Source organism: Haladaptatus sp. HS23 (assembly GCF_056892285.1).
In genome coordinates, this window is sequence record NZ_JBXGLH010000020.1 from 17,219 (window position 1) to 40,278 (window position 23,060).

General features: G+C 50.6%; 21 protein-coding genes and 2 pseudogenes. 15 read left to right on the plus strand and 8 right to left on the minus strand.

Annotation, left to right across the window (positions count from 1 at the left end; all coding sequences use genetic code 11):
• The first annotated feature begins 64 nt into the window (after window positions 1–64).
• Window positions 65–1,441 (plus strand): annotated as a pseudogene (locus AC1XDK_RS27580) (cytosine permease).
• A 121-nt stretch (window positions 1,442–1,562) separates the two neighbouring features.
• Here AC1XDK_RS27580 and AC1XDK_RS27585 read toward each other — a convergent pair.
• From AC1XDK_RS27585 to AC1XDK_RS27595, 3 genes are all read right to left on the minus strand, one after another.
• Window positions 1,563–1,766, minus strand: a complete 204-nt coding sequence (locus AC1XDK_RS27585; protein ID WP_483353226.1) for a hypothetical protein — start codon at window positions 1,764–1,766, stop codon at window positions 1,563–1,565.
• Window positions 1,767–1,901: 135 nt separating this feature from the next.
• Window positions 1,902–2,384 (minus strand): Lrp/AsnC family transcriptional regulator, encoded by a 483-nt coding sequence (locus AC1XDK_RS27590; RefSeq protein WP_483353264.1) that lies wholly within the window; start codon window positions 2,382–2,384, stop codon window positions 1,902–1,904.
• A 67-nt stretch (window positions 2,385–2,451) separates the two neighbouring features.
• Window positions 2,452–3,696 carry an allantoate amidohydrolase gene (locus tag AC1XDK_RS27595; protein ID WP_483353227.1) on the minus strand — a complete coding sequence of 415 codons (1,245 nt, stop codon included), beginning with the start codon at window positions 3,694–3,696 and terminating at the stop codon, window positions 2,452–2,454.
• A gap of 146 nt (window positions 3,697–3,842) precedes the next feature.
• On the opposite strand from AC1XDK_RS27595, the gene AC1XDK_RS27600 reads away from it, so the two are divergent.
• The 8 genes from AC1XDK_RS27600 (at window position 3,843) to AC1XDK_RS27635 (ending at window position 12,044) form a co-directional block, all read left to right on the plus strand.
• Window positions 3,843–5,129 (plus strand): ABC transporter substrate-binding protein, encoded by a 1,287-nt coding sequence (locus AC1XDK_RS27600; RefSeq protein ID WP_483353228.1) that lies wholly within the window; start codon window positions 3,843–3,845, stop codon window positions 5,127–5,129.
• A gap of 47 nt (window positions 5,130–5,176) precedes the next feature.
• Entirely contained in the window at window positions 5,177–5,608 is a 432-nt protein-coding gene (locus AC1XDK_RS27605; RefSeq protein ID WP_483353229.1) for a GNAT family N-acetyltransferase, read from the plus strand.
• Window positions 5,609–5,742: 134 nt separating this feature from the next.
• Window positions 5,743–7,212 (plus strand): amidase, encoded by a 1,470-nt coding sequence (locus tag AC1XDK_RS27610; RefSeq protein ID WP_483353230.1) that lies wholly within the window; start codon window positions 5,743–5,745, stop codon window positions 7,210–7,212.
• Window positions 7,212–7,949 carry an ABC transporter ATP-binding protein gene (locus AC1XDK_RS27615; RefSeq protein WP_483353231.1) on the plus strand — a complete coding sequence of 246 codons (738 nt, stop codon included), beginning with the start codon at window positions 7,212–7,214 and terminating at the stop codon, window positions 7,947–7,949. The genes AC1XDK_RS27610 and AC1XDK_RS27615 overlap by 1 nt, the downstream gene beginning before the upstream one ends.
• 2 nt (window positions 7,950–7,951) lie before the next feature.
• On the plus strand, window positions 7,952–8,671 hold the full coding sequence (locus AC1XDK_RS27620; RefSeq protein ID WP_483353232.1) for an ABC transporter ATP-binding protein: 720 nt from the start codon (window positions 7,952–7,954) through the stop codon (window positions 8,669–8,671).
• Window positions 8,672–8,752: 81 nt separating this feature from the next.
• On the plus strand, window positions 8,753–9,628 hold the full coding sequence (locus tag AC1XDK_RS27625; protein WP_483353233.1) for a branched-chain amino acid ABC transporter permease: 876 nt from the start codon (window positions 8,753–8,755) through the stop codon (window positions 9,626–9,628).
• A gap of 149 nt (window positions 9,629–9,777) precedes the next feature.
• On the plus strand, window positions 9,778–10,617 hold the full coding sequence (locus AC1XDK_RS27630) for a branched-chain amino acid ABC transporter permease (protein ID WP_483353234.1): 840 nt from the start codon (window positions 9,778–9,780) through the stop codon (window positions 10,615–10,617).
• Window positions 10,618–10,754: 137 nt separating this feature from the next.
• A complete protein-coding gene (locus AC1XDK_RS27635; RefSeq protein WP_483353235.1) occupies window positions 10,755–12,044 on the plus strand; it encodes an ArgE/DapE family deacylase in 1,290 nt (429 codons plus the stop codon).
• 99 nt (window positions 12,045–12,143) lie between these two features.
• On the opposite strand, the gene AC1XDK_RS27640 is transcribed toward AC1XDK_RS27635, so the two are convergent.
• The gene (locus AC1XDK_RS27640) at window positions 12,144–12,938 is read right to left on the minus strand and encodes a TrmB family transcriptional regulator sugar-binding domain-containing protein (RefSeq protein ID WP_483353265.1); all 795 of its coding nucleotides are present in this window, start codon (window positions 12,936–12,938) and stop codon (window positions 12,144–12,146) included.
• Between AC1XDK_RS27640 and AC1XDK_RS27645 the strand changes: the two genes are divergently transcribed.
• Window positions 12,867–13,016, plus strand: a complete 150-nt coding sequence (locus tag AC1XDK_RS27645; RefSeq protein WP_483353268.1) for a hypothetical protein — start codon at window positions 12,867–12,869, stop codon at window positions 13,014–13,016. The genes AC1XDK_RS27640 and AC1XDK_RS27645 overlap by 72 nt on opposite strands.
• Window positions 13,017–13,067: 51 nt before the next feature.
• On the opposite strand, the pseudogene AC1XDK_RS27650 reads toward AC1XDK_RS27645, so the two are convergent.
• Window positions 13,068–13,235, minus strand: a pseudogene (locus AC1XDK_RS27650) (helix-turn-helix domain-containing protein); the annotation flags it as partial.
• A 302-nt stretch (window positions 13,236–13,537) separates the two neighbouring features.
• Between AC1XDK_RS27650 and AC1XDK_RS27655 the strand changes: the two are divergent.
• The 5 genes from AC1XDK_RS27655 (at window position 13,538) to AC1XDK_RS27675 (ending at window position 18,949) form a co-directional block, all read left to right on the plus strand.
• Window positions 13,538–14,779: an extracellular solute-binding protein gene (locus AC1XDK_RS27655; protein ID WP_483353236.1), complete on the plus strand. Its 1,242-nt coding sequence runs from the start codon at window positions 13,538–13,540 to the stop codon at window positions 14,777–14,779.
• Window positions 14,780–14,878: 99 nt separating this feature from the next.
• Window positions 14,879–15,826: a carbohydrate ABC transporter permease gene (locus AC1XDK_RS27660; protein ID WP_483353237.1), complete on the plus strand. Its 948-nt coding sequence runs from the start codon at window positions 14,879–14,881 to the stop codon at window positions 15,824–15,826.
• On the plus strand, window positions 15,827–16,687 hold the full coding sequence (locus AC1XDK_RS27665; protein WP_483353238.1) for a carbohydrate ABC transporter permease: 861 nt from the start codon (window positions 15,827–15,829) through the stop codon (window positions 16,685–16,687). It begins immediately after the preceding gene.
• 79 nt (window positions 16,688–16,766) lie between these two features.
• Window positions 16,767–17,915 (plus strand): ABC transporter ATP-binding protein, encoded by a 1,149-nt coding sequence (locus AC1XDK_RS27670; protein ID WP_483353239.1) that lies wholly within the window; start codon window positions 16,767–16,769, stop codon window positions 17,913–17,915.
• Window positions 17,912–18,949, plus strand: a complete 1,038-nt coding sequence (locus AC1XDK_RS27675; RefSeq protein ID WP_483353240.1) for a Gfo/Idh/MocA family protein — start codon at window positions 17,912–17,914, stop codon at window positions 18,947–18,949. The genes AC1XDK_RS27670 and AC1XDK_RS27675 overlap by 4 nt, the downstream gene beginning before the upstream one ends.
• Window positions 18,950–19,401: 452 nt before the next feature.
• Here AC1XDK_RS27675 and radA read toward each other — a convergent pair whose 3' ends face one another.
• The 3 genes from radA to AC1XDK_RS27690 all read right to left on the minus strand — a co-directional run bounded on the left by radA (window position 19,402) and on the right by AC1XDK_RS27690 (window position 23,040).
• The gene (radA, locus tag AC1XDK_RS27680) at window positions 19,402–20,430 is read right to left on the minus strand and encodes a DNA repair and recombination protein RadA (RefSeq protein WP_483353241.1); all 1,029 of its coding nucleotides are present in this window, start codon (window positions 20,428–20,430) and stop codon (window positions 19,402–19,404) included.
• A gap of 244 nt (window positions 20,431–20,674) precedes the next feature.
• Window positions 20,675–21,835, minus strand: a complete 1,161-nt coding sequence (locus tag AC1XDK_RS27685) for a M24 family metallopeptidase (RefSeq protein ID WP_483353242.1) — start codon at window positions 21,833–21,835, stop codon at window positions 20,675–20,677.
• Window positions 21,829–23,040 (minus strand): M24 family metallopeptidase, encoded by a 1,212-nt coding sequence (locus AC1XDK_RS27690; RefSeq protein WP_483353243.1) that lies wholly within the window; start codon window positions 23,038–23,040, stop codon window positions 21,829–21,831. The genes AC1XDK_RS27685 and AC1XDK_RS27690 overlap by 7 nt, the downstream gene beginning before the upstream one ends.
• Window positions 23,041–23,060: the final 20 nt, after the last annotated feature.

The window sequence follows — 23,060 nt, forward strand, 5'->3', positions numbered from 1 at the left end:
AAAGATTTAAATAGGTGTATGCAATGCCATGGAGTATGGTATCTCAAGAAAAGGTGGTTAATCCATGAGCAAAAATGCACAAGACAATGTCAGTGATACGACGGAGCTCGAGGGATTGAGTCCAATTCCACGGAAAGAACGGACGATGGGCCTCACCCATTATATTCCTGTCTGGTGGTCGTCGTTGATTATCGTCCAAGCTTTCGCTGTCGCGTTTTTCGCTGTCTATCCGCACGGGAATTTGAATCTTGTTCAAGCAGGTATTGCGATCGGGATCGGGACGATCATCGCAACGATATTTTTCATTCTGAACGGGTTCCCTGGCTACGAAGAAGGAATTCCGTTTGCAGTACAGACACGGTCCGCATTTGGCATTCGGGGAGCAGTCATCCCGAACTATCTCAGAATTATTCCAGCCATCTGATGGCTTGGTATCGGTAACTAGATCGGAGCGCTCGCGATTCAAACGATAACGACGACGTTGTGGGGTTTTGGAAACGTCTGGGTGTACTTCGTCCTGTTCGTTCTTCTGAACGTTGGTCTCGCACTCAATGGGATCACATCAATCAAGTGGTTCGATTCGATTGCCGCCGGGATTCTAGGGCTGTTGCTGGCGTATACCGTGTATCTCGTTCTAACGACACAGCAGATACCGAGCGACGTCATCAACTATTCTGGATCGTGGGGAAGTCAGTTCTACGCGACGATTTCGGCAGCAGTCGGGTTCATTATCACTGGTGCCCTCAACGCTTCGGACCTCAGCCGTCATCTCAAGGAAAAGGGAGGTGCCCGAAACCAGGTATTGGGTCACGCGTTCGGTATCGCACCACCGATGATGTTCATGCTGTTGGTGGGGCTTGTCTTTGGTGTCTCGACCGGAAATGCTAACCCAATCGAGGCGATAATGATCGTCGCCCCCAATCCCCTCGTCGGTAGTGCAATGTTGCTGTTCGTATTAGGGGCACAGATCTCCACGAATCTCACTCTCAATATCCTCCCACCCACTCACGTTTTCCAAGATTCACTTGGTATTTCGTGGCGGCAAGGAGTCGTTCTCACGAGTGCACTTTCGGTTGTTTCCTTCCCCTGGTACCTCTTTTCGAGCAACATATTCTACACGTTCATCAACGCATATTCCGTATTCCTTGGTCCGGCTCTCGGGATTCTGATCGCAGATTACTGGATCATCAGAAAACGCGATACTGATATCTCATCCCTTTACACGGTTGATACCAGCTCCAAGTTTTGGTTCATTCGTGGTTTTTCGATATCCGCACTCGTAAGCCTCCTACTGGGAGCAGCCGTGAGTGTTCCATTTCTCGACATCTCGTGGATGGTAGGATTGCCGATTGGATTCGTCTGTTATTGCGGTCTGAAGCGATTCAAATTCGATCGGTTCCTCACCGATACCGTCGCAGGCGCTGACCGGAGTTCCACTTAGAGTAGTAACGATTGATTCTAGAGAGGTGCTCGTATGGTCATTGTGGTGCAGGTATTCGATGGAGAACGTGCAATGTGTAGTCGTCCATCCATCATGATGGATAGTTTTGAAATCGAGAACGTCACGTGTGAATTTCGACGCCGATGACGCCGATGTTGAGGTCACGCGCGAGGGACCGTGCCTGGTCGGTGAAGCTCTGGATCGGTGCGGCGACATAACCGAGATTGACTTCGGATAGGTGGCCGTGGGCTTGATTGATTCCGCGACGGACATCAGCAGCACTCGGGTCGCTGTTGTGGCCTTTCGATTCGATTTCAGCAACCATTGTCGTCGCCGCGTCGGTGAGTAGTGTTTCCAGCTGTTCGCGGTCAGCCTCGAATAGCCAGCGGCTGGATGACCCAATCAGGGCTAGAAGAAATATAGAAGAAAAACTACTCTTTCTTGAATCAACCCCCATCTGCTACCCCAAGATCTCAGTGAGTGTATCCAGATTATAGTTCCGCATTACGTTTGGTTCGTCCTTAATTGTCGAAATTACGTATTTTGAGCTAGTTCTCTCAACCCCATCAATCACTTCGTATTCGTTAATTAAACGCTGAATATGATCACTGTCTGGAAGATGTGCAATGACGATAAAATCAGTATCACCCATCATGAAATGGACTTCAGAAACACCCTCAATCTCGGAAAGCTCTCCTCCAACATGTTGTTGATATTCTGACTCATACTTTGCAAGAACTTCTGTGATCACGGTGATACTAAATCCGGCAACTTTCGAATTGAATTCATAGAGATCGTTCCGAAGGACACCTTGCTCTTGGAGCTTGGATAGTCGATAATGAACAGTTGATTTTGGAATCTCTAGTTTCTCTCCGATTCGTCGTGGACTTGGATCACCAAGCTCGAATACGGTCTTGAGAATTTCGATATCACGGGAATCCATCGTCATCGCCTCTCAAACTTACTTTCCGTCAATATCACGGTTGTGTAGAGAAGAGTATGAATGGTATTCATTGTGACGTCTCCGTTGAATCAGCCAATTGCAAGACGGTATTGGCAAATACCTCGGCCCCAGCGACGGCATCTTCCCATTTGGTGAACTCCTGTTCGTTGTGCGTTTTACCATTGGCACTAGGAACAAAGACAAGCCCTGTTTGCGTCAAATCTGCTAAATAGGAGGCATCATGACCGGCACCGCCGATCATGCGTTCGTGAGATCGCCCGAGTTCGTTGGCAATGGTCTCAAGATTAGTGCAGATCTGCTGTGAGAATTCGGTATGTGGGATCCTCCATAGTTCCTCAAGATCATACTCGGTTCCCTCCCGAGAACAGGCAGATGATAATTCGGCTTCGATCTGATCGATACCACGAGTAATTATATCATTGTCGTACGATCGAAGATCAATGGTAAAACTGGCTTTGGATGGAATTACATTCACTGAGTTGGGTTCAATGGTCATTTCCCCAACGGTCGTTACCACATCATCTCCAAGATGGGTACTTAGCCGTCGAACCCCCGTAATTACGTCTGCTGCGGCAACCATTGAATCCGATCGAGTATGCATCGGTGAGGGGCCCGCATGATCAGCTTCGCCATAGATCGTTGCTTCGAGCCACGCCATACCAAGAATTCCTTCGACAATTCCGATTTCCCATTCATTTTCTTCAAGCACGGGTCCTTGCTCTATGTGAAGTTCTAAATATGCATGTGGTATCTGATTTGGTTCACACGGGGCCTCACCATCATAACCGATTTGATCGAGTGCGTCCTCAACTGAGGTACCCTGCTCATCTGTGGTTGAGAGGATTTCATCGACATCATGAATCCCAACCCATGCCCCACTACCCATCAACGCTGGTTTAAAACGTGACCCCTCTTCATTCGTCCAATTGACGATTTCAATAGGCCGTTGTGTCTCTATGTCCAAATCCTCGAAGACTCGAATTGTTTCCAATGCTGTGAGAACACCGAGCTGTCCATCGTATCGGCCGCCGCTTGGTTGTGAATCTAAATGTGACCCGATAAGAATTGGGTTGGCTGATTGATCAGTACCTGACCGACGTCCGAAAATATTCCCAACTTCATCAATCCGGACTGATAGTCCAAGTGCCTCTAAATCCGATATGAATTTATCTCTGATTTCACCATCGGTTGCTGAAAGAGCTAATCGGTCAAGACCACCTTTGGCGGTCCCACCGACTTCTGAATACCGTTCGAACGTTTCGTGAAACCGTTCCGAATTGATGTCCAGCATGTGTGTGCCAATCTCACCCATGGTACTTACATCTTGTCTAGGTTCAATTCGAAATCTCGGACAAAGTCTCGTTTCTAAAAGGTAAAATGGGACAAATAGCCATATCAGCCAATGGCTTTTTATACTTTGTCTCTGAGTTGAGTAACATGGGTATTAACAACGTGTCTCACGCCACCACACGACGCGGACTTCTCCGTGCTGGTGGAGTAGGAGCTATTGGAGCGTTAGCCGGATGTCTCAAAGGGTTTGGAGGAGGTGAAGGAGGAGGAGGCCTCAAAATCGGGTTTTACGGACCGTTTTCGGGGCCAGCTTCAAACATTGGACAACAAAAGAAGATGGCAGCGAACCTTTCTCGTGAAATGATAAACGAAGAGGATGGTGTACATGGTGAGGACATCACCCTAGTATTTGGCGATTCGGAATCTGAGCCTTCAGCTGGTCGAAACGAGGTCAATCGGCTAATTCAAGAAGAGAATGTAGATGCAATAGGAGGAGGATTTCACAGTGACGTTGCGTTGACAACAATCGACGTGACTAACCAACACGATGTGCCACAGATCATCGACGAAGCGGTATCAAGTGAGATTGTCAAAAAGATTAACAGCAACAACTTAACAAACGTCTTTAAAACGACACCACCTTCGGAAGCTTACGCGGTGGGTTGGCGGCAGCTTATTTCGCAGTTTCAAAAACAGAAGATCGGCTACTTTCCCTATCAGAAAAAGAGAATAGCGTTGATCGGAGAGGATACCTCATATGGCCTCTCCATCATGGATTTAATGAAAGGAGAACTGAATAAAATAGGCTGGAATGTTATCTCGGAAGACGAAGTTGGATTAGACGAAACCGATTTCACCTCCCTTCTCGCACGAATCCAGCAAAATAACCCTGATATCGTTTGGGGTGTTCAAACATCCTCATCCGGTGCTGGGAACCTTGCAAAGCAATTTGCTGGGGCTGGCTTTGAAAATACACATTTCTTCCACAACTATGGTCTCACAATCGAACAAGCTCGGCAAACAGCTGGTAACGCTGCAAATGGTGCGATTACGCTGTTGAATGCGGGTCGCGTAGACAAATTGCTCAAACAACAAGGAGTGCTTCAAGCATGGAATAAAAAACACGATGCCGAGATGACTGGGAGTGCGGCACTCTCGTATCAAAATATCAAGTTGATTGCAGAGTATGCTCGCTCGTTCAATGACTTAGAGGCGTTCAGATCGGCAAGTAACGATCAATGGGCTAAAAAAGTCCTCAATCACGATCCTGTCAAGGGCGGGAGCGGATACATCAAATTCCAGCAAAACCACCAAGCAGCATGGGGAGATCCACAAACACAGTCGGCACTCGGATACCAGATAATTAATGGGAATTTGAACTTTGTATGGCCCCCCAAGTTAGCAGCCAAACAAATAGACGGGAGTGTCTATTAACTCAATGAGTGACTTGAGCAAGGTAGCTGACTTTTTCCTAGTAGGTGGTGATTTCAGTGGAAATTGAGCAAGCTACAACACCGGAGGAGCGTCGAAAAGCTTTCCCAATCCTTCAGGAGCTTCGGTCCCACCTCACTGCAGATTCATTTGACGATTTGTATGCCGAGATGGCCGAAGAAGGATATCGCCTCTTCGTGGGCTATGAAGAAAACGAACCAGTGGCAGTGGCTGGCGTCACAATTTCGACGAACTTCTATTTGGGACGGCATGCGTATGTCTACGACCTTGTGACCACGGAAACACGTCGTTCCGAAGGGTATGGTGAAGAGCTTCTGTTGTTCGTGCACGAATGGGCTGAACAACAGGGTTGCGATGCTGTTGAGCTCGAATCAGGGTTATGGCGAGACGACGCTCATCGCTTCTATGAACAATTAGGATACGAAAAGTACTGTTACTCATTCAAATATGATCTTGACTAACTCACCACCTCAAGGGACCCAGTTTGAACGAGGAGGATTACGTGATCGATTCTACGACTGGGACCACGGACCCACCGGTAGCCGAAGAGAGCCGAAGCCGAGGGATCAATCACTGCTGCAAGGTGTTGATCTGTATGAGTGATGAACTATGCTTTACTCCTGCTACCGAACTTGTTGACCGTATTCAAGACGGTGATCTCTCGCCCGTTACTGTCATTGATGCATTCCTCAATCAGATCGACCGGTTCAACGACCAGCTCACAGCCTATGTTACGGTATGTGATGAGCGTGCACGTTCGGAAGCATTGGAAGCCGAGCAAGCAATCCAGCAAGGTGAGAAATTGGGTCCGCTCCATGGGATTCCAATTGCAATCAAGGATCTCACACGAGTCAACGGTGTACGTACCACGTTTGGTTCCCCCTCGTTTGCTGATCACGTCCCTACCGCTGATGATACAGTTGTCAAACGGCTCCGAGACGCGGGAGCGATCATTCTTGGAAAAACGAATACGCCCGAATTCGGCCGAAAAACTGTAACTGAAAATTCGGTCTTTGGAGCATCAGTCAATCCATGGGATCTCACTCGGATAACTGGCGGCTCATCCGGTGGTAGCGCCGCTGCAGTTGCTGCAGGACTTGCACCGCTTGCACTCGGGTCTGATGCAGCAGGCTCCATACGAATTCCATCCAGTGCCTGTGGAGTGTATGGACTGATGCCTGATTTTGGACGTGTACCACATGGTGCGTCCAATGTAGACGCATACGAGAACAGCTTACCATACACGTACCTAGGACCGATCGCTCGGACGGTCGAAGATGCGGCACTAATGTTGGATGTGATCACCGGTCCTGATCTAAATGATCCGTTTAGTCTCCCAGAAGCCCCCGGTTCGTATCGAGATGATATTGACGAAGAGATATCGGATCTATCAATCGGTTATTCGATCGATTTCGGTGACTCCGTGATCAGCACGGAAGTGAAGGGTTCATTTGAAAGTGCACTTCAGCGTCTCTCAGAGGCTGGTGCAACCGTTGAGCCGGTGACCATCACGTTCGAAGAAACATGGGAAGAACGACACGAAGCGCTCGAACGGATCCTTCAAGCCCGGTATGTTGGTCTCTACGAAAATCTAAAAAGAGATTCAGACGTGGACTTACTGGCAGTTGATACCGAGGTTACTCCAGAAGTCAAATCTCGCATTGAGAAGGGACTACAGATCGGTACTCGAGAACTTGCCGAAGCACGACGGATTAGGACATCGATCTATCGGGAGATTCAATCAGCAGTTACACAGTTCGATATCCTAGCAACACCAACGCTTGGCCGAACCGCATTTGAGCTAGATACAGATCACCCCACTGTCGACGGCGTCTCGGTACATCCAATGCATGGCTGGACTCTGACATGGTTGCTTAATTTGAGCGGCAATCCAGCAGGATCTGTCCCAATCGGATTCTCTGATGACGGCCTTCCCATCGGAATGCAATTGATTGGACCTCGATTCGGTGATCGGGACGTACTCAAAGCGAGTGTGTTTGTCGAACAAACAATGCCATGGGCTGGGTCCTATCCGCCAACAGGGATCACGGAGGGAGACGGATAATGGCCGGACGCACGTCACCAGCGAATGAAGATCAGATCCTCTCTACTGATGGCCTCAAGAAGTCATTTGGGGGAGTTCTGGCAGTCGATGGCCTCGATATCTCGATCGACCACGGCGAATTGGTTGGATTGATCGGTCCTAACGGATCGGGAAAAACGACAACACTGAATCTCATCACCGGGTTTCTATCGCCAAGTGATGGTGAGATCACATTCGATGGGGAGGACATCACGAACAAGAAACCGTACGAAGTGTCGACACGTGGCGTTGGTCGCACGTTCCAGATCTCGAAGCCATTTGGTCGGCTAACTGTCGTAGAGAACATGATGGTCCCAAACGTCTCGGTTGGGCCAGAAGAGCGGGATGAGCGACTTTGGGAACTACTGGAAGAGCTACATTTGGATCATGTCGCTGAAAACCGTGCTGATGAACTCAGTGGCGGACAGAAAAAGCTCCTCGAACTGGCTCGTGTACTAATGCTCGAGCCCGGGCTGATTCTACTCGATGAACCAGCTGCAGGTGTGAATCCCGCACTCATGGATGAGATTATCGATGACATCAAACGAATCAACAATCGAGGAACAGCCATTCTTGTGATCGAGCACGATATGTCCGTCATTAGTGCACTTTGTGAACGGGTTATTGTAATGAACGCCGGACGGCAAGTGATGACTGGTACTTTTGAAGAGGTCCAGGCCGATGACCAAGTTCGTGAAGCCTATCTCGGAGGGACGTGAAAATGTCACTAGTAAATTTAGAGTCGGTCGACGCCGGATATGGTGAAAATCAGGTTCTACACGATATTAGTCTCGATATCGAACCTGGTCGTGTCAACTGTATCATCGGACCAAACGGATCCGGGAAATCGACACTTCTCAAATCTATTTGCGGACTCGTCGAGGTGTGGGATGGGTCGATCCGAATTCAAGATCACGATGTGACAAACACTCATCCACGAGACATTATCGAACAAGGTGCAGTCATGCTACCCCAAGGTGGGAACGTCTTTCCGGAAATGACTGTCCAAGAGAATCTTCGGATTGGAGCATTCTTAGTCGATGATACGGGATTTTTGGAAAATCAGTATGAGACAGTGTTTGAGATGTTTCCAATTCTCGAGGAGAAACGGAATCAACGAGCTGGAGAACTCAGCGGAGGCCAGCAAATGATGGTTGCATTTGGCCGTGCACTGATGGCCGATCCGAAAATTTTGCTCCTCGATGAACCAAGTGCAGGACTTGCCCCAGATCTGGTTGATCTCGTCTTTGAACAAGTGGCTAGACTCAAAGACGAAGGTCGGGACATGATCATTATCGAGCAGAACATCCGAAAGGTCCTCGATATCGCCGAATACGTTTACGTCCTTGACCAAGGGCGCGTCGTATTCGAAGGATGGACAGACGAACTACGGGATGAAGACGATATCATGAAAATGTACATTGGAGAACGGCACGAATGAATTGGGAAATAAACACTCGGATCATTCACTACAATCGAAAGAAGAGTGATCCTACGGCGATCACGAGGGGGGTGAAGTAGTATGGTTAGTCTCGAACTCATTATTCAACAAATTGTCAACGGTGTGTTCTTCGGGGGACAGCTTGCACTGATTGCAGTTGGACTGACTCTGATTTGGGGTGTCGCTCGTGTTCTCAACTTTTCCCATGGGGCGCTGTTTATGATCGGCGGATTTGTCGGATTTTTTGCGTTGGAGATCTCTGGCAGTATTTTCGTCGCGATTCTCAGTTCGATTCTGGTCGTGTTTGTGGTCGGGTGGATTATCGAATACGCACTGATCGAGCCGCTACGAGACCGAGAAGAATTTGATATCTCATCAATGGTAATCACGCTTGGATTTGCAATTTTCATCGAAAACACGATCCTCGTCGAGATCGGTTCGAGTCGGCGTGCATTCCCCCAAATAACGAATGCAGCATGGGAGGTAGCAGGCATCACCGTGAATGCACAACGACTGTTGATCTTTTTGATCTCGGTCGTAGCGCTAAGCCTGCTGTTTCTAGTTATCACTCGAACGAAGCTCGGACTCGCTATTCGAGCAGTCTCACAGGATAGTGAAACAGCACTTCTCATGGGTGTCCGTCCTAAGCGAATTTATGCAATTACCTTTGGAGTGAGTGCTGCCCTCGCGGGGTTAGCCGGTGTACTTCTTGCACCACTCTTTGCGATCTATCCATCAGTCGGGTGGTATCCATTTCTGCTAGCATTTATTGTCGTGATGGTCGGTGGTCTTGGAAGTGTCCGGGGAACGCTTATCGCGGCGATAGGGCTTGCCGTGATTCGGAGCATCAGCATGATCTGGGTTGCAAGCGAAACGGCAATGATCATCTTGTTTGTGATCATGATCGTCATTTTGGTTGCCACACCGGACGGTATCGGAGGGTGGATTAGCGGATGATTGGTCAGACTCTCCGTGCTGCATTCGGACGAACCACTACCCGACTCAGAGAAGATGCTGGAACCCGGAATGGGATACTTTTCCTTCTTGGTGGACTCATCGCCGCGATTGCTCCACTGGTTTTCACGTCCTATGGGATTGAAATCCTAATGCAGTTGTTCATCATCGTGCTCTTAGTCGGGAGTTGGATCTTCATTGCAGGGTACTTTGGAATCTTCACGTTCGCCCACGTCGCCTTGTACGGCGTCGGGGCCTATGCAGCCGTACTATTTGTGGGTGAATTCGGTGTGCCACCACTCCTGTCGATTCTCATAGCCGGGCTTGCCGCCATGCTGTTCTGCCTTCCGATCGCGTATCCCGTATTGCGCCTCAAAGGAGCCTATGTCGGGATGGTGACGTTGGCCTATGCCGAAATCATCTACCGGGGAACGATCATTCTTCGGGATGTGACCGGTGGTCCGACTGGGTACACGAATTTCTCACCTCTCTTTGGTGGTGATCAGCTGCTCATGTACTACTTTGTCGTGAGTGTTGTCGTGTTACTCATGATTGTTCAGTATGGGTTCCTCGTCAATCGATTTGGCTTGGTAGCTCGTGCGATTCGTGAATCAGAAGAAGCTGCAGAAATGCTCGGGAATAACGTCCCTCGCTACAAGCTCTCTGGATTCGTTATTGGCTCGGCCATCGCTGGTGTTGCTGGCGCACTGCAAGCATATACCCTCCTCATCATTTCGCCTCCAATGCTCCAGTTGTCCCAGATGATCGAGATAATGGCAATGGGCATCATTGGCGGCCCACGGATGATCGGAGGGGCTGTCTTCGGTGGGGTTGCTGTCTTCGGCCTTTCAGAGATGCTCCGGGATGTCGGTGAGGTTCGTTTGATCATTTGGGGTGCCTTGTTAGTCATCGTGACGTTGTTCTTCCCGAACGGGCTTGCTGGGAGTGATTTCGGCATTCGATCGCGAGTCCAGGAGCTATTCGACCGATGAGAGAGATATTTCGAGTCAGGAGTTATTCTCAGATCCGAGGGGAGAACTGGCCGCCACCAAGTAATTGCAACAGTCACTGAATTCCGAGGATTGACTAGCGACTGAGAACAACCATAGACGCTCACAATACACAAACAATGTCCACTAAAGCTGCACTCGAAAAAACAATAGACGCGAAAGAAACGGATCTCATAAATTTGGTAACCGACCTCGTCGAAGCTCAGACGGTAACTGGTAACGAAAAGCCCGGACAAGCGGTCGTCATTGATCAACTTGAGTCGATGGGATTAGAACCAGATGTCTGGGAGCCATCGGCTGACGAACTTGCCGACCACGAGGGGTATTTTCAAACCTCTTCATACGATGCCGTAGGATACGACGACCGACCGAACGTTGCAGTACGGATCGAAGGGGGAGATGGCCCCACACTTACTCTCGGCGGTCATATCGATGTTGTCGATGTAACTGAAAGCGAGTGGGAGCGGGAACCATGGACAGTCACCAAAGAGGGAGACATAATCTACGGGCGCGGTGTGGCCGATATGAAGGGTGGGTTGGCAGCGGTGTTACTTGCAATCGAGGCACTTCAGCACTCTGAAGTTGAACTCGGCGGTGATCTCATCTTTCAAAGTGTTGTTGAAGAAGAGGATGGTGGTATTGGCGGTGCCTTATCTACGCTTGAACGCGGCTATGTTCCTGATGCAGCTGTAATCGCTGAGCCGTTCGATATTCCAAATATCGGCATTGCAAGTGCGGGAGTCATGTATTTCCGAGTAGAGGTGCCTGGAAAGAGTGTTCATGCTGCCTGGGGCCACGAAGGAGTCAACGCAATAGGGAATGCGACGAAGATCTACCAAGCGATTGAAGAGCTCGATCAACGACGAAAAGCCGAAATTGACTACGAGCCTGCCTATCGAAGTGATCCAGACCTCGAAGGGAATGTGACAAATATCAATATCGGGATGATCGAAGCCGGTGATTGGCCTTCGACACTCCCTAGTAAGGCAATTCTGCAAGGCCGTGTCGGATGGCCACCTGGTGAAAGTCGAGAAGAGGTTCGAGAGCAGATCGAGAGTACGATCCGAGAGGCAGCAAATGATGACCCTTGGCTCAATGACCACCAACCATCGGTTGAGTGGTTTGGGTGGCAGGCAGTTCCGCATGAGATCAGTCCCGAGGCAGAGATTGCACAGATCTCAAAGCAAAATGCTGAGCGAGTTACGGGAGAATCTGGGTCATTTGTGGGTGGTAATGCCGCGCTCGATGAGCGGTTTTACGCACTCTACTACGATACTGATGCAGTTTCGGTCGGCCCGGAGGGCTGGAACCTTCACGGTGCTGATGAACACACCACGGTCCCTGCATTGCTCGAGACGGCGAAAACGATCGCTGGGATTGCTGTCGACTACTGTGGCGTCGATGAATGAGAATATCCCATACTAGCTCTTAACACGAATGGGAGTCGTTCATTGCAGCACGGATAGAGCAAATCAGCGCAGGAAACGAAACCGGTGCTGTACTCGAAACTATTCCGATTGCTCTGGGAATTCGATAGATTCGATCGTCAACCGCTGCAACTCGATATCCTCCACTTGTGGGAGCCATCCACCGATGCTGTGAACGGTCTCACCATCGTCGACGAATATCGAGACCTGACCGGACACTTCACAAAGTGCTGGGTAGGTATTGTCGGTTGTCGGTCCCGAAAAAATCACATCTGTTATCTGCCCGGATACGTGTCTTTTTTCCCCTGTTACCCTGTCGAATCCCCATACCTTCAGTTGAATCGTCGCACCTTCGTGAAACAGCGGTGCAATATCGGCAACACACTGACGGATATTTACGTACGTGATTGGTGGAGAGGTATCGTGAACCGAGTAGACGGTTTTGAATGAGTCCCACAGCGTCGTCTGATAGTACCAGTGAAAGACATAGGTGAGTGGCCGATTATCCGCGATAATACCGAACTCCGTTCCATTTCCACGTTGTGGAGCAAAGCAAACTTTCGAATGGTCAACGATAACGACGAGTGGTGTAATGAACTCGCGATAGCACACTTCAGACGTCGTATTCTCGAAGTCGAAGGAGTCCTCAGATGGAAGGGACCCATCTTTCGACGGGGAGAGTGATAGTTTGATGAAAATGTCACGATCGTGTGCCTCATGGAGTACGGGGCGGAGTTCGTGGAATTGCTCGGGTAGCACGGCTAGCCGAACCTCGTTTTCTGCGGTCCGAATGTACCGTTTGGTGTGTTCAAGTACCGTCTCGAGTCGCTTGACGACGGTCAAATCGTTCTCGGTGAGTTCGGGTGCATCCCACAAGTCGTCCAATTCGTCGGCCGTATCGGCGAATGCTTCGGCCCGTTGCCGAAGGTCTGTGATGACCGCATCCGGGTCTAGGACGCGTGCCCGAAGATTGTCCTGCTTGTAGATTTCGATATGTCCACTGGATTCGAGATCCCTGAGTACGTCGTAAACGCGTGATTTCGGCACGTTACTCGCATTTGCAAGGTCGATAGCGGAGGCAGACCCTCGTTTCAAAATTTCCAAATAAACTTCGGCTTCGTACTGTGTGAAACCTGCATCTTGGAGTGCTTGCAGGGGTTCCCTTTGCTGCATCAGTATAGACAGATACCAATCGAGTGAATAAAGGGATTACTACTACAGTGAATACGTGGGTAATTCACTTGAAGAGTGATTATAGAATTCATTCACTAACCCGGTTATTATTCTGGAGTAAGATTAATATAGTATAATGTCGACTTCCATTCTAGCTGTACGCCATGCGAAAACAAACCACAAGCAAAAGTTACACGCGACGAACCGCACTGAAACTAAGCGCGACAACGGGGCTGAGTGCTTGTTTTGGAGGCATTGCCGGTTGTCTCGGCGGAAGCGGATCCGATGGGTCTTCGGGGAAGTTGGTAACGAAGGACCATATCGGAGCGAGCGATCCGAAGACTTCACTTTCATACTGGATGCTTCCGGATGCGTCTCACACTTCCACAGAGAACAAGGACTCAGCGAAGGTCATAGAGGAGTTCTTCAAAACATGGGCGAATGACCACTCGGATGCCGGTATCGACATCGAATATCAGACGAACCTCGAGCAGATGAAAACAAAACTGCTACAGGTCGCTGCAAGAGGAAGCGCGCCGTCGATGTCACAAGTGGACTCATTCTGGGTACCTAGTTTCTACGACGACCTCCAGCCGGTAACGGACGTGATCGATGACCCCGATGATTGGTACCCGTTCGTCAAAGATGTGATGGTCCAGGGCGGAGAGTGGAAAGCGGTTTGGAAAAACACCGACTGTCGAGCATTGTACTACCGGCAGGATTTGATGGACAAATACAACGACGGGAACCCACCGGAAACGTGGGACGAACTCATTTCGGTTGGAAAAACCATCAAACAAAAGGAGAATATGAACGGGTACATGTACAACGGAGGCAAATGGGAGGCAACCACGTTCGACAATCTGGCCATGTTCTGGGCGCAAGGCGGCGACCTCGTGAACGACCAGGGGAAGCCAGTTCTAGGGGACGGTTCGAACAAGAAAGCGTTGCTCAACGTGTTCGACTTCTTCAAGCGAACCATCGATTCGGGGATAACCCCGAAACGTGTCGCCAATATCAATGATTATGCGCTTCTCCGGCAAGCAGCACTGAACGGGGAAACGGCGATGTTCCTCGGCGGTAACTGGCAAATTTCGGTGATAAAACAGAAGACGGATAAAAAGACATGGGAAAATTGGAAGGTGGCTAAAATCCCGCAGATGAAAGCTGATATGTCATCTACGGGGACTGGTGGCTGGACCGAAGGTGTATTTGCCACGGACGAATCGAAGCGAAAAGCCGCTGCCGCGTTCGCTGGGATGTATGCGACGAAGGAGAACATGGCGAAGTACTGTAAGGCATCGGGCAATTTGCCGACTCGGAAGTCTGTCTACGAGGGTAAGAAATACTTCTCGGAAGACCCGTACATGCAGGTTTACAAGAAGCTGCTAGAGGACGGTCGAGCCCGCCCCGGCTATCCAATCTATCTCACCATCTCTTCGGAGTGGCAGGCCGCCGCCGGAAAGGTCATCACAGGACAGGCTTCTCCAGAAAAGGCCGTGAACACGATGATCAGCAACGTGAATTCCCAATACAACAGCTGAGAAAGACAGACATGACAACGTCGATAGAACCCACGGAAACGTGGGATCGTTCGGTTGATGTTCGAGGCGTGAACTCTAACCGAGGAGCGATCTGATCCAATGTCGGTACAATCGAAACAGCTTCCGGAACGTGCCCATAGCGTACTCATCAGCGTGACAGATCGTCTCGAACCGGTCCTGAACACGCCGCTCACCTGGATCATTCCGTCTGTACTGTTTCTGCTCACGTTCCGCCTCTACCCACTTCTCGAAGCCATTCGGATGAGCTTCACGAATATGAATCTCATTGAGCCGACGTATCAATACGTCGGATTTGAAGCGTTTAATCGGGTGATCTCATCACCATCCTTCTGGACGATGGCACGAGTGACGGTTATCTTCGTCGCTATCAGCGTCATTCTCCAGATCGTGTTGGGAATGATCCTCGCTCTCGCAATCAATCATGGTGTGCAAAAGCACCTCTACGGCAGCGTCTCCACACGCATTGCAGTGTTGTCCGCGTGGGTCATCCCGGGAATCGTGATCGGAATCCTCTGGAAGATCATGCTGATCGAGACGAACTACGGAATCGTGAACTACTTCCTCGTGCAATCGGGATTTCACGTCGTCTCGTTTCTGTCAGACCCACAGATAGCGCTCCTCTCGACGATTGCCGCCAACACATGGCGAGGGACTGCATTTTCGATGATTATGTTGTATGCTGGTCTCCAACAGGTGCCACAACATCTGTACGACGCAGCGAGGGTAGATGGAGCAAGAGCACTACAGCGATTCCGGTACGTCACGCTGCCACACATAAAGCCAGTCGTATTCATCAACCTCGTTCTGATCACCATCTATACGCTCAACACGTTCGACATGATCATGAGTCTCACCGGAGGTGGCCCCGGACACGCGACACAGGTGCTCGCGCTCTTCATGTACGACATAGGGATCCAACAGTTCCACCTCGGCCAGGCCGCTGCGGTGGCGGTGATGATGCTGGCGGTAAACGTCGTGATGACGGTCATCTACATGCGGTTGTTCATCAGCGAGGAGGGGTTCTGAATGAGCACGAAAACAGATGTACGCTCCGCGGTTAGTGACATCTCGACATACAAAGTACTCACGTACCTTGTGTTCGCTGTCGGGATGGTCCTCTTCCTGTTTCCAGTGTTCTGGGTCATCTCGATGAGCCTTCGACTCCCCGGCGAGGTACTCACCTATCCGGTACAGTTGATTCCACAACAGATCACCTTCGAGCCATATCGTCAAGTGTTACAGGATTCGTCGATGACGACGTGGATTTTCAACTCACTGAAAATCGCGATATTGGAGGGGGTCGGTATCATCCTCGTGGCGGTACCTGCGGCCTATGCGTTCTCTCGGTTTGAATTCAGAGGGAAGCGGTATGCGTTGTTCACCATTCTCTTGTTCCAGATGATTTCACCGGTTGTCATCGTGATTCCGATGTATAACATGATGGCAGAGTTGAACCTCCTCAATACGCACTTCGGACTCATCATGTTGTACATCGGCCTTCAGGTACCGTTCTCGATTTGGCTCTTGAAGAGTTACTTCGACACCATCCTGTCCGGACTTGACGAAGCGGCACGTGTCGACGGGTGTAACAGGCTACAAACGCTGATCTACATCCTGTTACCGTCGATGGGACCTGGCATCGCGGTGGTCGCCATCTTCAACTTCGTCTTCTCCTGGGCGGAGTTCGTGATGGCATTCACGATCCTCGGTGAATCAGACCTGTACACCGTGTCTATCGGCCTGTTCTCCTTCCAGGGGCAGTACTCGACAGACTGGCGTGTAATCTCGGCGGCCAGCGTTATCGCGATGCTACCGCTTCTCGTCGTGTTCATTGGACTACAGAGATACTTCGTTAAGGGTCTCGTGGAAGGGGCGGTCAAAGGATGATCACCGACCGACCAATGACGAACAGCAACGATTCGCAGAACAATTGTGGAGAGCGGACAAGTACGATTGACGGGAAATAATGTCAAACATAAACATAGAGCATCTGACCAAGAAGTATCGAGATACCGACGGTGATGGCATCCTCGCGGTGGACGACGTTGACATCGAACTTGCAGATAGTGAGTTCCTCGTCCTGGTCGGTCCCTCGGGATGTGGTAAATCAACCACGCTTCGCTGTTTGGCTGGGCTTGAATCGGTGACATCCGGAACCATATATTTCGGTGGCCAGGATGTTACCGATCAGACCCCCGAGGAACGCAATATCGCGATGGTGTTCCAGAACTACGCACTGTATCCGAATATGACTGCAGAACAGAACATAGGATTTGGATTGAAGATGACGACCGCACTCTCGAAAGACGAACGAACCGAACGGGTACGAACAACGGCGAAGATGCTCGACATCGAGGACCTACTGGATGATAGACCCAAAGAGTTGTCCGGTGGTCAGCAGCAACGAGTGGCCCTGGGACGGGCGATCGTTCGCGAACCAGAGGTGTTCCTCATGGACGAGCCACTCTCGAACCTGGATGCCAAACTCAGAACGACGATGCGAACGGAAATCCAACAGCTGCAGTCAGAACTGGGTGTCACGACGGTGTACGTCACTCACGACCAGACAGAAGCGATGACGATGGGCGACCGAATCGCCGTCTTGAACGGTGGTCGGTTGCAACAGATTGGAACACCGCTCGAATGCTACTACGAGCCGAAGAACCTGTTCGTCGCGAACTTTATCGGCGAACCATCGATGAATCTGTACCCCTTCGAAGTGAGTGGAAACGAATTAATCGGAAACGATATTCGGTATGTCCTTTCGGACCGTCTCAATGAGGCAGTCGGAGACCATCGCCATGTCACGCTCGGAATCCGACCCGAAGATATAGAGATAGTGGAACAGGACGACTCCAATTCCTTCGCGGGTACCATCCAAGTGGTCGAACCGATGGGTGACCAGAACTTCTTGCACCTTTCCGTCGGTGGGCAGGAAATAACGGCCGCCGTTCCGGGCGAATACGAAGCCGAAGAGGGAGCGAACGTACTACTCGAGTTCCCAGAGGACAGCGTCCATCTGTTCGCAACAGATAGCGGAGAGGCATTACTCAACTGTAAGCGCCGCAGCACACGTCTTCCGACGATCACTAATACTGGAGGTGAGACGGCATGACCGTCAAACTCGCCGCTATTGGGCTCGGACAGATCTGCATGTACGAACTGGATACATACGATGCTATGCAGGACGTTGAAATCGTTGCCGGTGCAGACATCGCCCCCGCCGGACGAAAGCAGTTCGAGGAGCGATTCGGCGGTCCCGCATACGAGGACTATGAGACGATGTTGGACGAACACGCATCGAATCTTGATGCAGTCACCATCGTAACCCCACATACACTCCATTACGAACAGGCGATGGCTTGCTTGGAGAACGATCTTCACGTTTTTCTCGAGAAACCGCTGGTAACAGATGTAGAAGACGCATATGAACTCGTCGCGACGGCACAACGACGTGACAGGGTCCTCGTCGTTGGCTATCAGCGACATTATCACCCAGTGTATTCGAAGATCAAGAACATAATCGATGATGGTCGACTCGGCAACATCCATACGGTATCCTGTTATATGGGTCAGAACTGGATTCGAAAATTTCCCGACGCGTGGCGGACCGATCCCGCTCTCTCGGGGGGCGGCCAGTTGTATGACTCCGGGTCGCATCTCCTCGATACCCTCCTCTGGACCACGGGGACGACACCTGTCACTGTTTCCGCTGTCATGGACTACGGCGATCACAGTGTCGACGTGAATAGTTCGTTGGCACTTCAATTAGAGCGCGACGGTCGCCCGGTGACTGCCAGTGTCACTATCACTGCGGATGGCGTTCAAGATCCGAATACCTACGAAGGACTCAACATCTGGGGAACAGAAGGTCGATTGACATACGGACAGGATGCCTTGACAGTCACTCGACGAGGAAAACAGCCGGAAACGATCGAACTCGATAGTGATGCCGACTTCCAAACGTTGCTGGCAAGGAAATTAGGAGATTTCATCGAAGCAGTTCGTGGTGAGCACCCGCCGACAGTTCCGGGATCATTCGGACAAATAGTCGTCGCATTGACCGAAGCAGCGTACGAATCCTACGAGACCAAATCCGTCGTCGATGTACGCCCGTATCTCGACACGGAGTCCGTGCCCGAGGTGTGACATCCTCCCCGTCGTAAACGACGGGGCTTCCCACACCCACCAAAGGGCGGTTCGTTGGGAACTTACGGTTCGCACCCCGACAAGGTGCTGGTTATGCCACATAACCGTTACCCCTATCTGGTCCGGAAAACGGACGAGACTCGGAGGTACCTGTTTGTTTTGTGTCGGTCCGCCGTCCGTGGGCTTACTTTTTGATCAGGCAAACACCCAGTCAACTGCCAGTTATCGGACTGTCAGAATTCGATGAGAACCATCGAATCGACACCAAGAGATACGCATGGAGAGCACCTAAGACTTTCGTTAACAGTGTTTGAACAGATAAAGACGGCGCTGTACCCCGCCCTAAAGGACGGGGTTTTAGCGCCTGCATTAAAGATAACGTACCGCGTCCCGCACGCCTTTCGTTTCCAGTCGTCGGAAGGGAATCCTCGCCGTTTACGGCGAGGAGGATATCACTCGGAATTTAATCCCGACCCATCTACACGGATCACTGTCTCGCCATCGGGAAGGTTCGGTGAATCGACTAGCCGAACTATACGCTTATTGCCTTTTGATTTACGGAGGTAGATGCGAACGGTACTGCTGTGTCCCAAGATATGCCCACCAATGGGCTGTGTCGGATCGCCGAAGAACGAGTCTGGATTGGACGAAACTTGGTTTGTCACAACGATTGCTGCGTTATGTAGATTTGCAAATTGGATCAGGTCGTGCAGGTGCTTGTTGAGTTTCTGTTGACGTTCAGCTAGTTTCCCTCGACCGATATACTCGGCCCGAAAGTGAGCGGTTAGTGAATCAACACAGATTAATCGAACTGGCCATTCAGTATCGGCATACTCGGTTGCGAGTCCCCGAGCCTTCTCGGAGAGGAGAATCTGGTGAGCTGAATTGAACCCTTTTGCGACGTGAATTCGATCCAGAACGTGATCAACTAACTCGGGAAGGGCAGCTTCGTCATCAGCGTCTCCGTCAATGTCTCGATCGATCATCATGGCGTGAAGGACATTGTCTGGTAACCCCCGCACCATATCGTCGATGCGATCCGGACGAAATGTGTCTTCAGTGTCGATGAAGACTGCACGGCCATGGAGGCCACCCCTGTCCTTGGGGAGCTGGACGTTCACACATAGTTGATGAGTAATCTGTGATTTGCCGGAGCCGAATTCGCCGTAAAATTCAGTGATTGATTGGGTTTCGATACCCCCACCAAGCAGCGTATCAGCTGTATCGACCAGTAAGCTGAGTTTTCCGATTTGTTCGCGCTGTCGACGTACGGTGTTTCCAGTTTCGAAGTCGCCGATGTTGGCGGCTTTCCGTGCTGCCTGAATGATTTCACTGGCAGTACGTTCGCCGATATCAGCGGTGTTAGTGAGCTCGCCAGGGCTCGCCACGGCTAGTGCTTCATAGGAATTGAATCCAGCCTCGAGAAGTTTATCGGCTGTTGTAGGACCAACTCCTGGTAGCTGGTTGAGCTCTGCTGCCATATGTGACCAATGCACATGCATTCGCATAAACCCTCGTTAACAGGGGAGTGGAAGTGAAAATGCATTCGAGAGTGGGTTCATTCCCTGCTTAGAGACACTCTACCTTTGTTAGCTTATCTGTTATATTTGTTTTCGAGCGCTAATTCTTCATGGGCGTGGCTTTCTCCTCGAATCTCCGTTAAGAAAGACCAGTTCATCAAGACGCTCAAGAAGAGAGCGATAGAGTCAGTGAAACCGAATTGAATTACTGTGTTGGCGACGGAACGAGGTGACGTGGATAATCGGTGAGATTCTCATACCCCGACTGTGTGACTATGACTAAATCTTCGATACGCACACCTCCCTTTTCAGGATGGTAAACCCCCGGTTCAACCGTAATGACGTGGCCAGCCTTGAGCGGTTCCACACTCGACAGTGAGGGTGCTTCGTGGAGGGAGAGACCGACACCATGACCGGTTCCGTGATACATCCCTACAGAGACGTCGCCCACAGCAAACCCACGGTCGGAGAGCACTGCACTGGCTGCCTGATGGACTGTTTGTGCTTCGGTTCCCTCACCATTGTCGAGGGCAGAAAGCGCCGCATCTTGAGCATCACGGACGGCATCGTATGCGGATCGAGTCCACGTATCGATTTCCCCGACGACGAACGTGCGAGTTAAATCAGCATAATAGCCGCTTTTTCCACGAGGAGAAATATCCAACAAGACAGTTTCTCCGGCGTGAATTTCATCGTTGCCAGTAAAATGTAGATCACTACAGGACCTCCCTGCACCAATGACTGTATTTCCCGCGTCCTGAACGCCCTGCTTTGCCAGAACAGCGTTTACCTCTCGTCGGAGACATTCAGTGGTCAACGCTTCTCCCTTCCAGTGAACGGCGTCTTGCTGAACTGCTGTCTCCGCTAAAATCGCTTCAGCACGGGCCATACCATGTTGTACAGCAGTTTGAACGGACTCGATTTGTGTGCGCTCGTTCGATGTCTTCTGTGCACGACCAAAATCCGTATCAGTTGTACATACCTCGAAGTTGTCTTCGAGCGTGGAGATTACCCGATAGGAAACGTGGCTTGGGAGTAGTATCCGGGTCGCGGCAGTAAGTTCGTCGATCGCTTCGATTGCTCGTGTGATTGGAGTCGTGCCATCCTGTTGGTTATCAGTTCGAACAACATCGCCAATGAATTCTCTTTCTGCCTGTTCTCCAAAGAGACGGGGGGCACAGAGCACGCTCTGTCCCGACCCATAAACGAACGCATAGTCGCGATCTGGGCCCGAAAAGTGTGTACAATAGCGAAGCAAGTTGTCGAATCGATCACCGATATGAACGAAGGCATCAGCATCGTAGGCTTCGAGTTCATGCTCAAGCGCCTCTTGCAGTGACTTATGCCGAGAGACCATGCTTACCATCGAATGATATTGCTCTCGAGGTCTCGTGGATAGTAGGTAATTTGTTCGACACCATCTTCGGTAATCAGGATGGTGTCGGAGTGTCGATAGCCAGCACTATCCGGGATATAGATTCCAGGCTCAATTGAGTATGCATGGCCAGGTTGCATTACCTCATCGCTTCCACGGTCGATGAACTCTCGTTCGTGTCCCTCCATGCCAAGATTGTGACCCGTATGGTGTTGGGTGAACTGGAGGACTCCTTGTTCATTCAGATAATCATGCACAGCTTGGTCAACATGCGAACAGGGGACCCCAGGACCACTTTCCTCGATTCCGATCGTTTGAGCTTCCAACATAATCGCAAAGTAATCTCGCTGTTCATCCGTTGGTTCTCCCATAAACATCGTCCGTTCGAGTTCACTCTTGTATCCCCCTACATTGGCGCTCGCGCCTGTAACTAGGACATCACCTTCCTGCAGTCGGCGGTTTTCGGTTAATCCGTGTGGGAGTGCAGTGTTCGGACCAGAGAGAAAGCCACAACTGGCTGGGAATCCTCCTCGAAGATGGGAATCGTATCGGGAACCAAGCGTATCCAGCAGTGCCATCGATGCATCGAGACTCGCTCGTTTCGCAACCCAGAGCTCGTGTTTGCCCGGCTCTGCGTAGTCTTCGAGATATTGGTGTGCGAGATTCCCCCATTCAGCTGACCGCCGCATCAATTCAAACTCAACATCGGATTTCACCTTCCGGAAGTCAGTAATCCAGTCGACAGTGTCGACGGTGATATCGGTAAAGGTGTCCAGTGTCGGTCCTGCGTATCCCCAATAGCCAGGCGCACCGTTTGAATCCGCTGCGACCGATTGCACGTCTAAGTCCGCTAACATCGACGCGATCGTCTGTTCGGGTGTTCGACTCTGATGCTCGTAATACTCACCGTCACCATCACCTGGGTAATCATAATACACGTGAACACCCTCGATAACGGGGAATTCCTCACTCTTTGCCCGGTCGGCTTCTAATCGGGGAACAGTAATGTCGACACGATCGGCTGTTACCACAAGACAAACTGGGCGTTCCGTTTGGAGATGATGATACCCTGTTAGCCACTCGATACTCGTTGCGGAAAAAAGACAGAGCGCATCGTACCCTTTGTTCGCAAATTCGTTTCGTATTGTTTCGATTCGAGATCCGAATTCCTCAGTCGGCACGCGGGTTAATGCCATGGTACTAGATAACAAGTTAA

Excerpts from the sequence above, each read along its gene's own strand:
- AC1XDK_RS27670 (WP_483353239.1), top strand. The coding sequence starts at position 16,767 with ATGTCAAACATAAACATAGAGCATCTGACCAAGAAGTATCGAGATACC.
- AC1XDK_RS27600 (WP_483353228.1), top strand. The coding sequence starts at position 3,843 with ATGGGTATTAACAACGTGTCTCACGCCACCACACGACGCGGACTTCTC.
- AC1XDK_RS27665 (WP_483353238.1), top strand. The coding sequence starts at position 15,827 with ATGAGCACGAAAACAGATGTACGCTCCGCGGTTAGTGACATCTCGACA.
- AC1XDK_RS27590 (WP_483353264.1), bottom strand. The coding sequence starts at position 2,384 with ATGGATTCCCGTGATATCGAAATTCTCAAGACCGTATTCGAGCTTGGT.
- AC1XDK_RS27635 (WP_483353235.1), top strand. The coding sequence starts at position 10,755 with ATGTCCACTAAAGCTGCACTCGAAAAAACAATAGACGCGAAAGAAACG.
- radA (WP_483353241.1), bottom strand. The coding sequence starts at position 20,430 with ATGGCAGCAGAGCTCAACCAGCTACCAGGAGTTGGTCCTACAACAGCC.
- AC1XDK_RS27660 (WP_483353237.1), top strand. The coding sequence starts at position 14,879 with ATGTCGGTACAATCGAAACAGCTTCCGGAACGTGCCCATAGCGTACTC.
- AC1XDK_RS27610 (WP_483353230.1), top strand. The coding sequence starts at position 5,743 with ATGAGTGATGAACTATGCTTTACTCCTGCTACCGAACTTGTTGACCGT.
- AC1XDK_RS27595 (WP_483353227.1), bottom strand. The coding sequence starts at position 3,696 with ATGCTGGACATCAATTCGGAACGGTTTCACGAAACGTTCGAACGGTAT.
- AC1XDK_RS27585 (WP_483353226.1), bottom strand. The coding sequence starts at position 1,766 with ATGGTTGCTGAAATCGAATCGAAAGGCCACAACAGCGACCCGAGTGCT.
- AC1XDK_RS27620 (WP_483353232.1), top strand. The coding sequence starts at position 7,952 with ATGTCACTAGTAAATTTAGAGTCGGTCGACGCCGGATATGGTGAAAAT.
- AC1XDK_RS27615 (WP_483353231.1), top strand. The coding sequence starts at position 7,212 with ATGGCCGGACGCACGTCACCAGCGAATGAAGATCAGATCCTCTCTACT.
- AC1XDK_RS27675 (WP_483353240.1), top strand. The coding sequence starts at position 17,912 with ATGACCGTCAAACTCGCCGCTATTGGGCTCGGACAGATCTGCATGTAC.
- AC1XDK_RS27625 (WP_483353233.1), top strand. The coding sequence starts at position 8,753 with ATGGTTAGTCTCGAACTCATTATTCAACAAATTGTCAACGGTGTGTTC.
- AC1XDK_RS27630 (WP_483353234.1), top strand. The coding sequence starts at position 9,778 with ATGCAGTTGTTCATCATCGTGCTCTTAGTCGGGAGTTGGATCTTCATT.
- AC1XDK_RS27685 (WP_483353242.1), bottom strand. The coding sequence starts at position 21,835 with ATGGTAAGCATGGTCTCTCGGCATAAGTCACTGCAAGAGGCGCTTGAG.
- AC1XDK_RS27690 (WP_483353243.1), bottom strand. The coding sequence starts at position 23,040 with ATGGCATTAACCCGCGTGCCGACTGAGGAATTCGGATCTCGAATCGAA.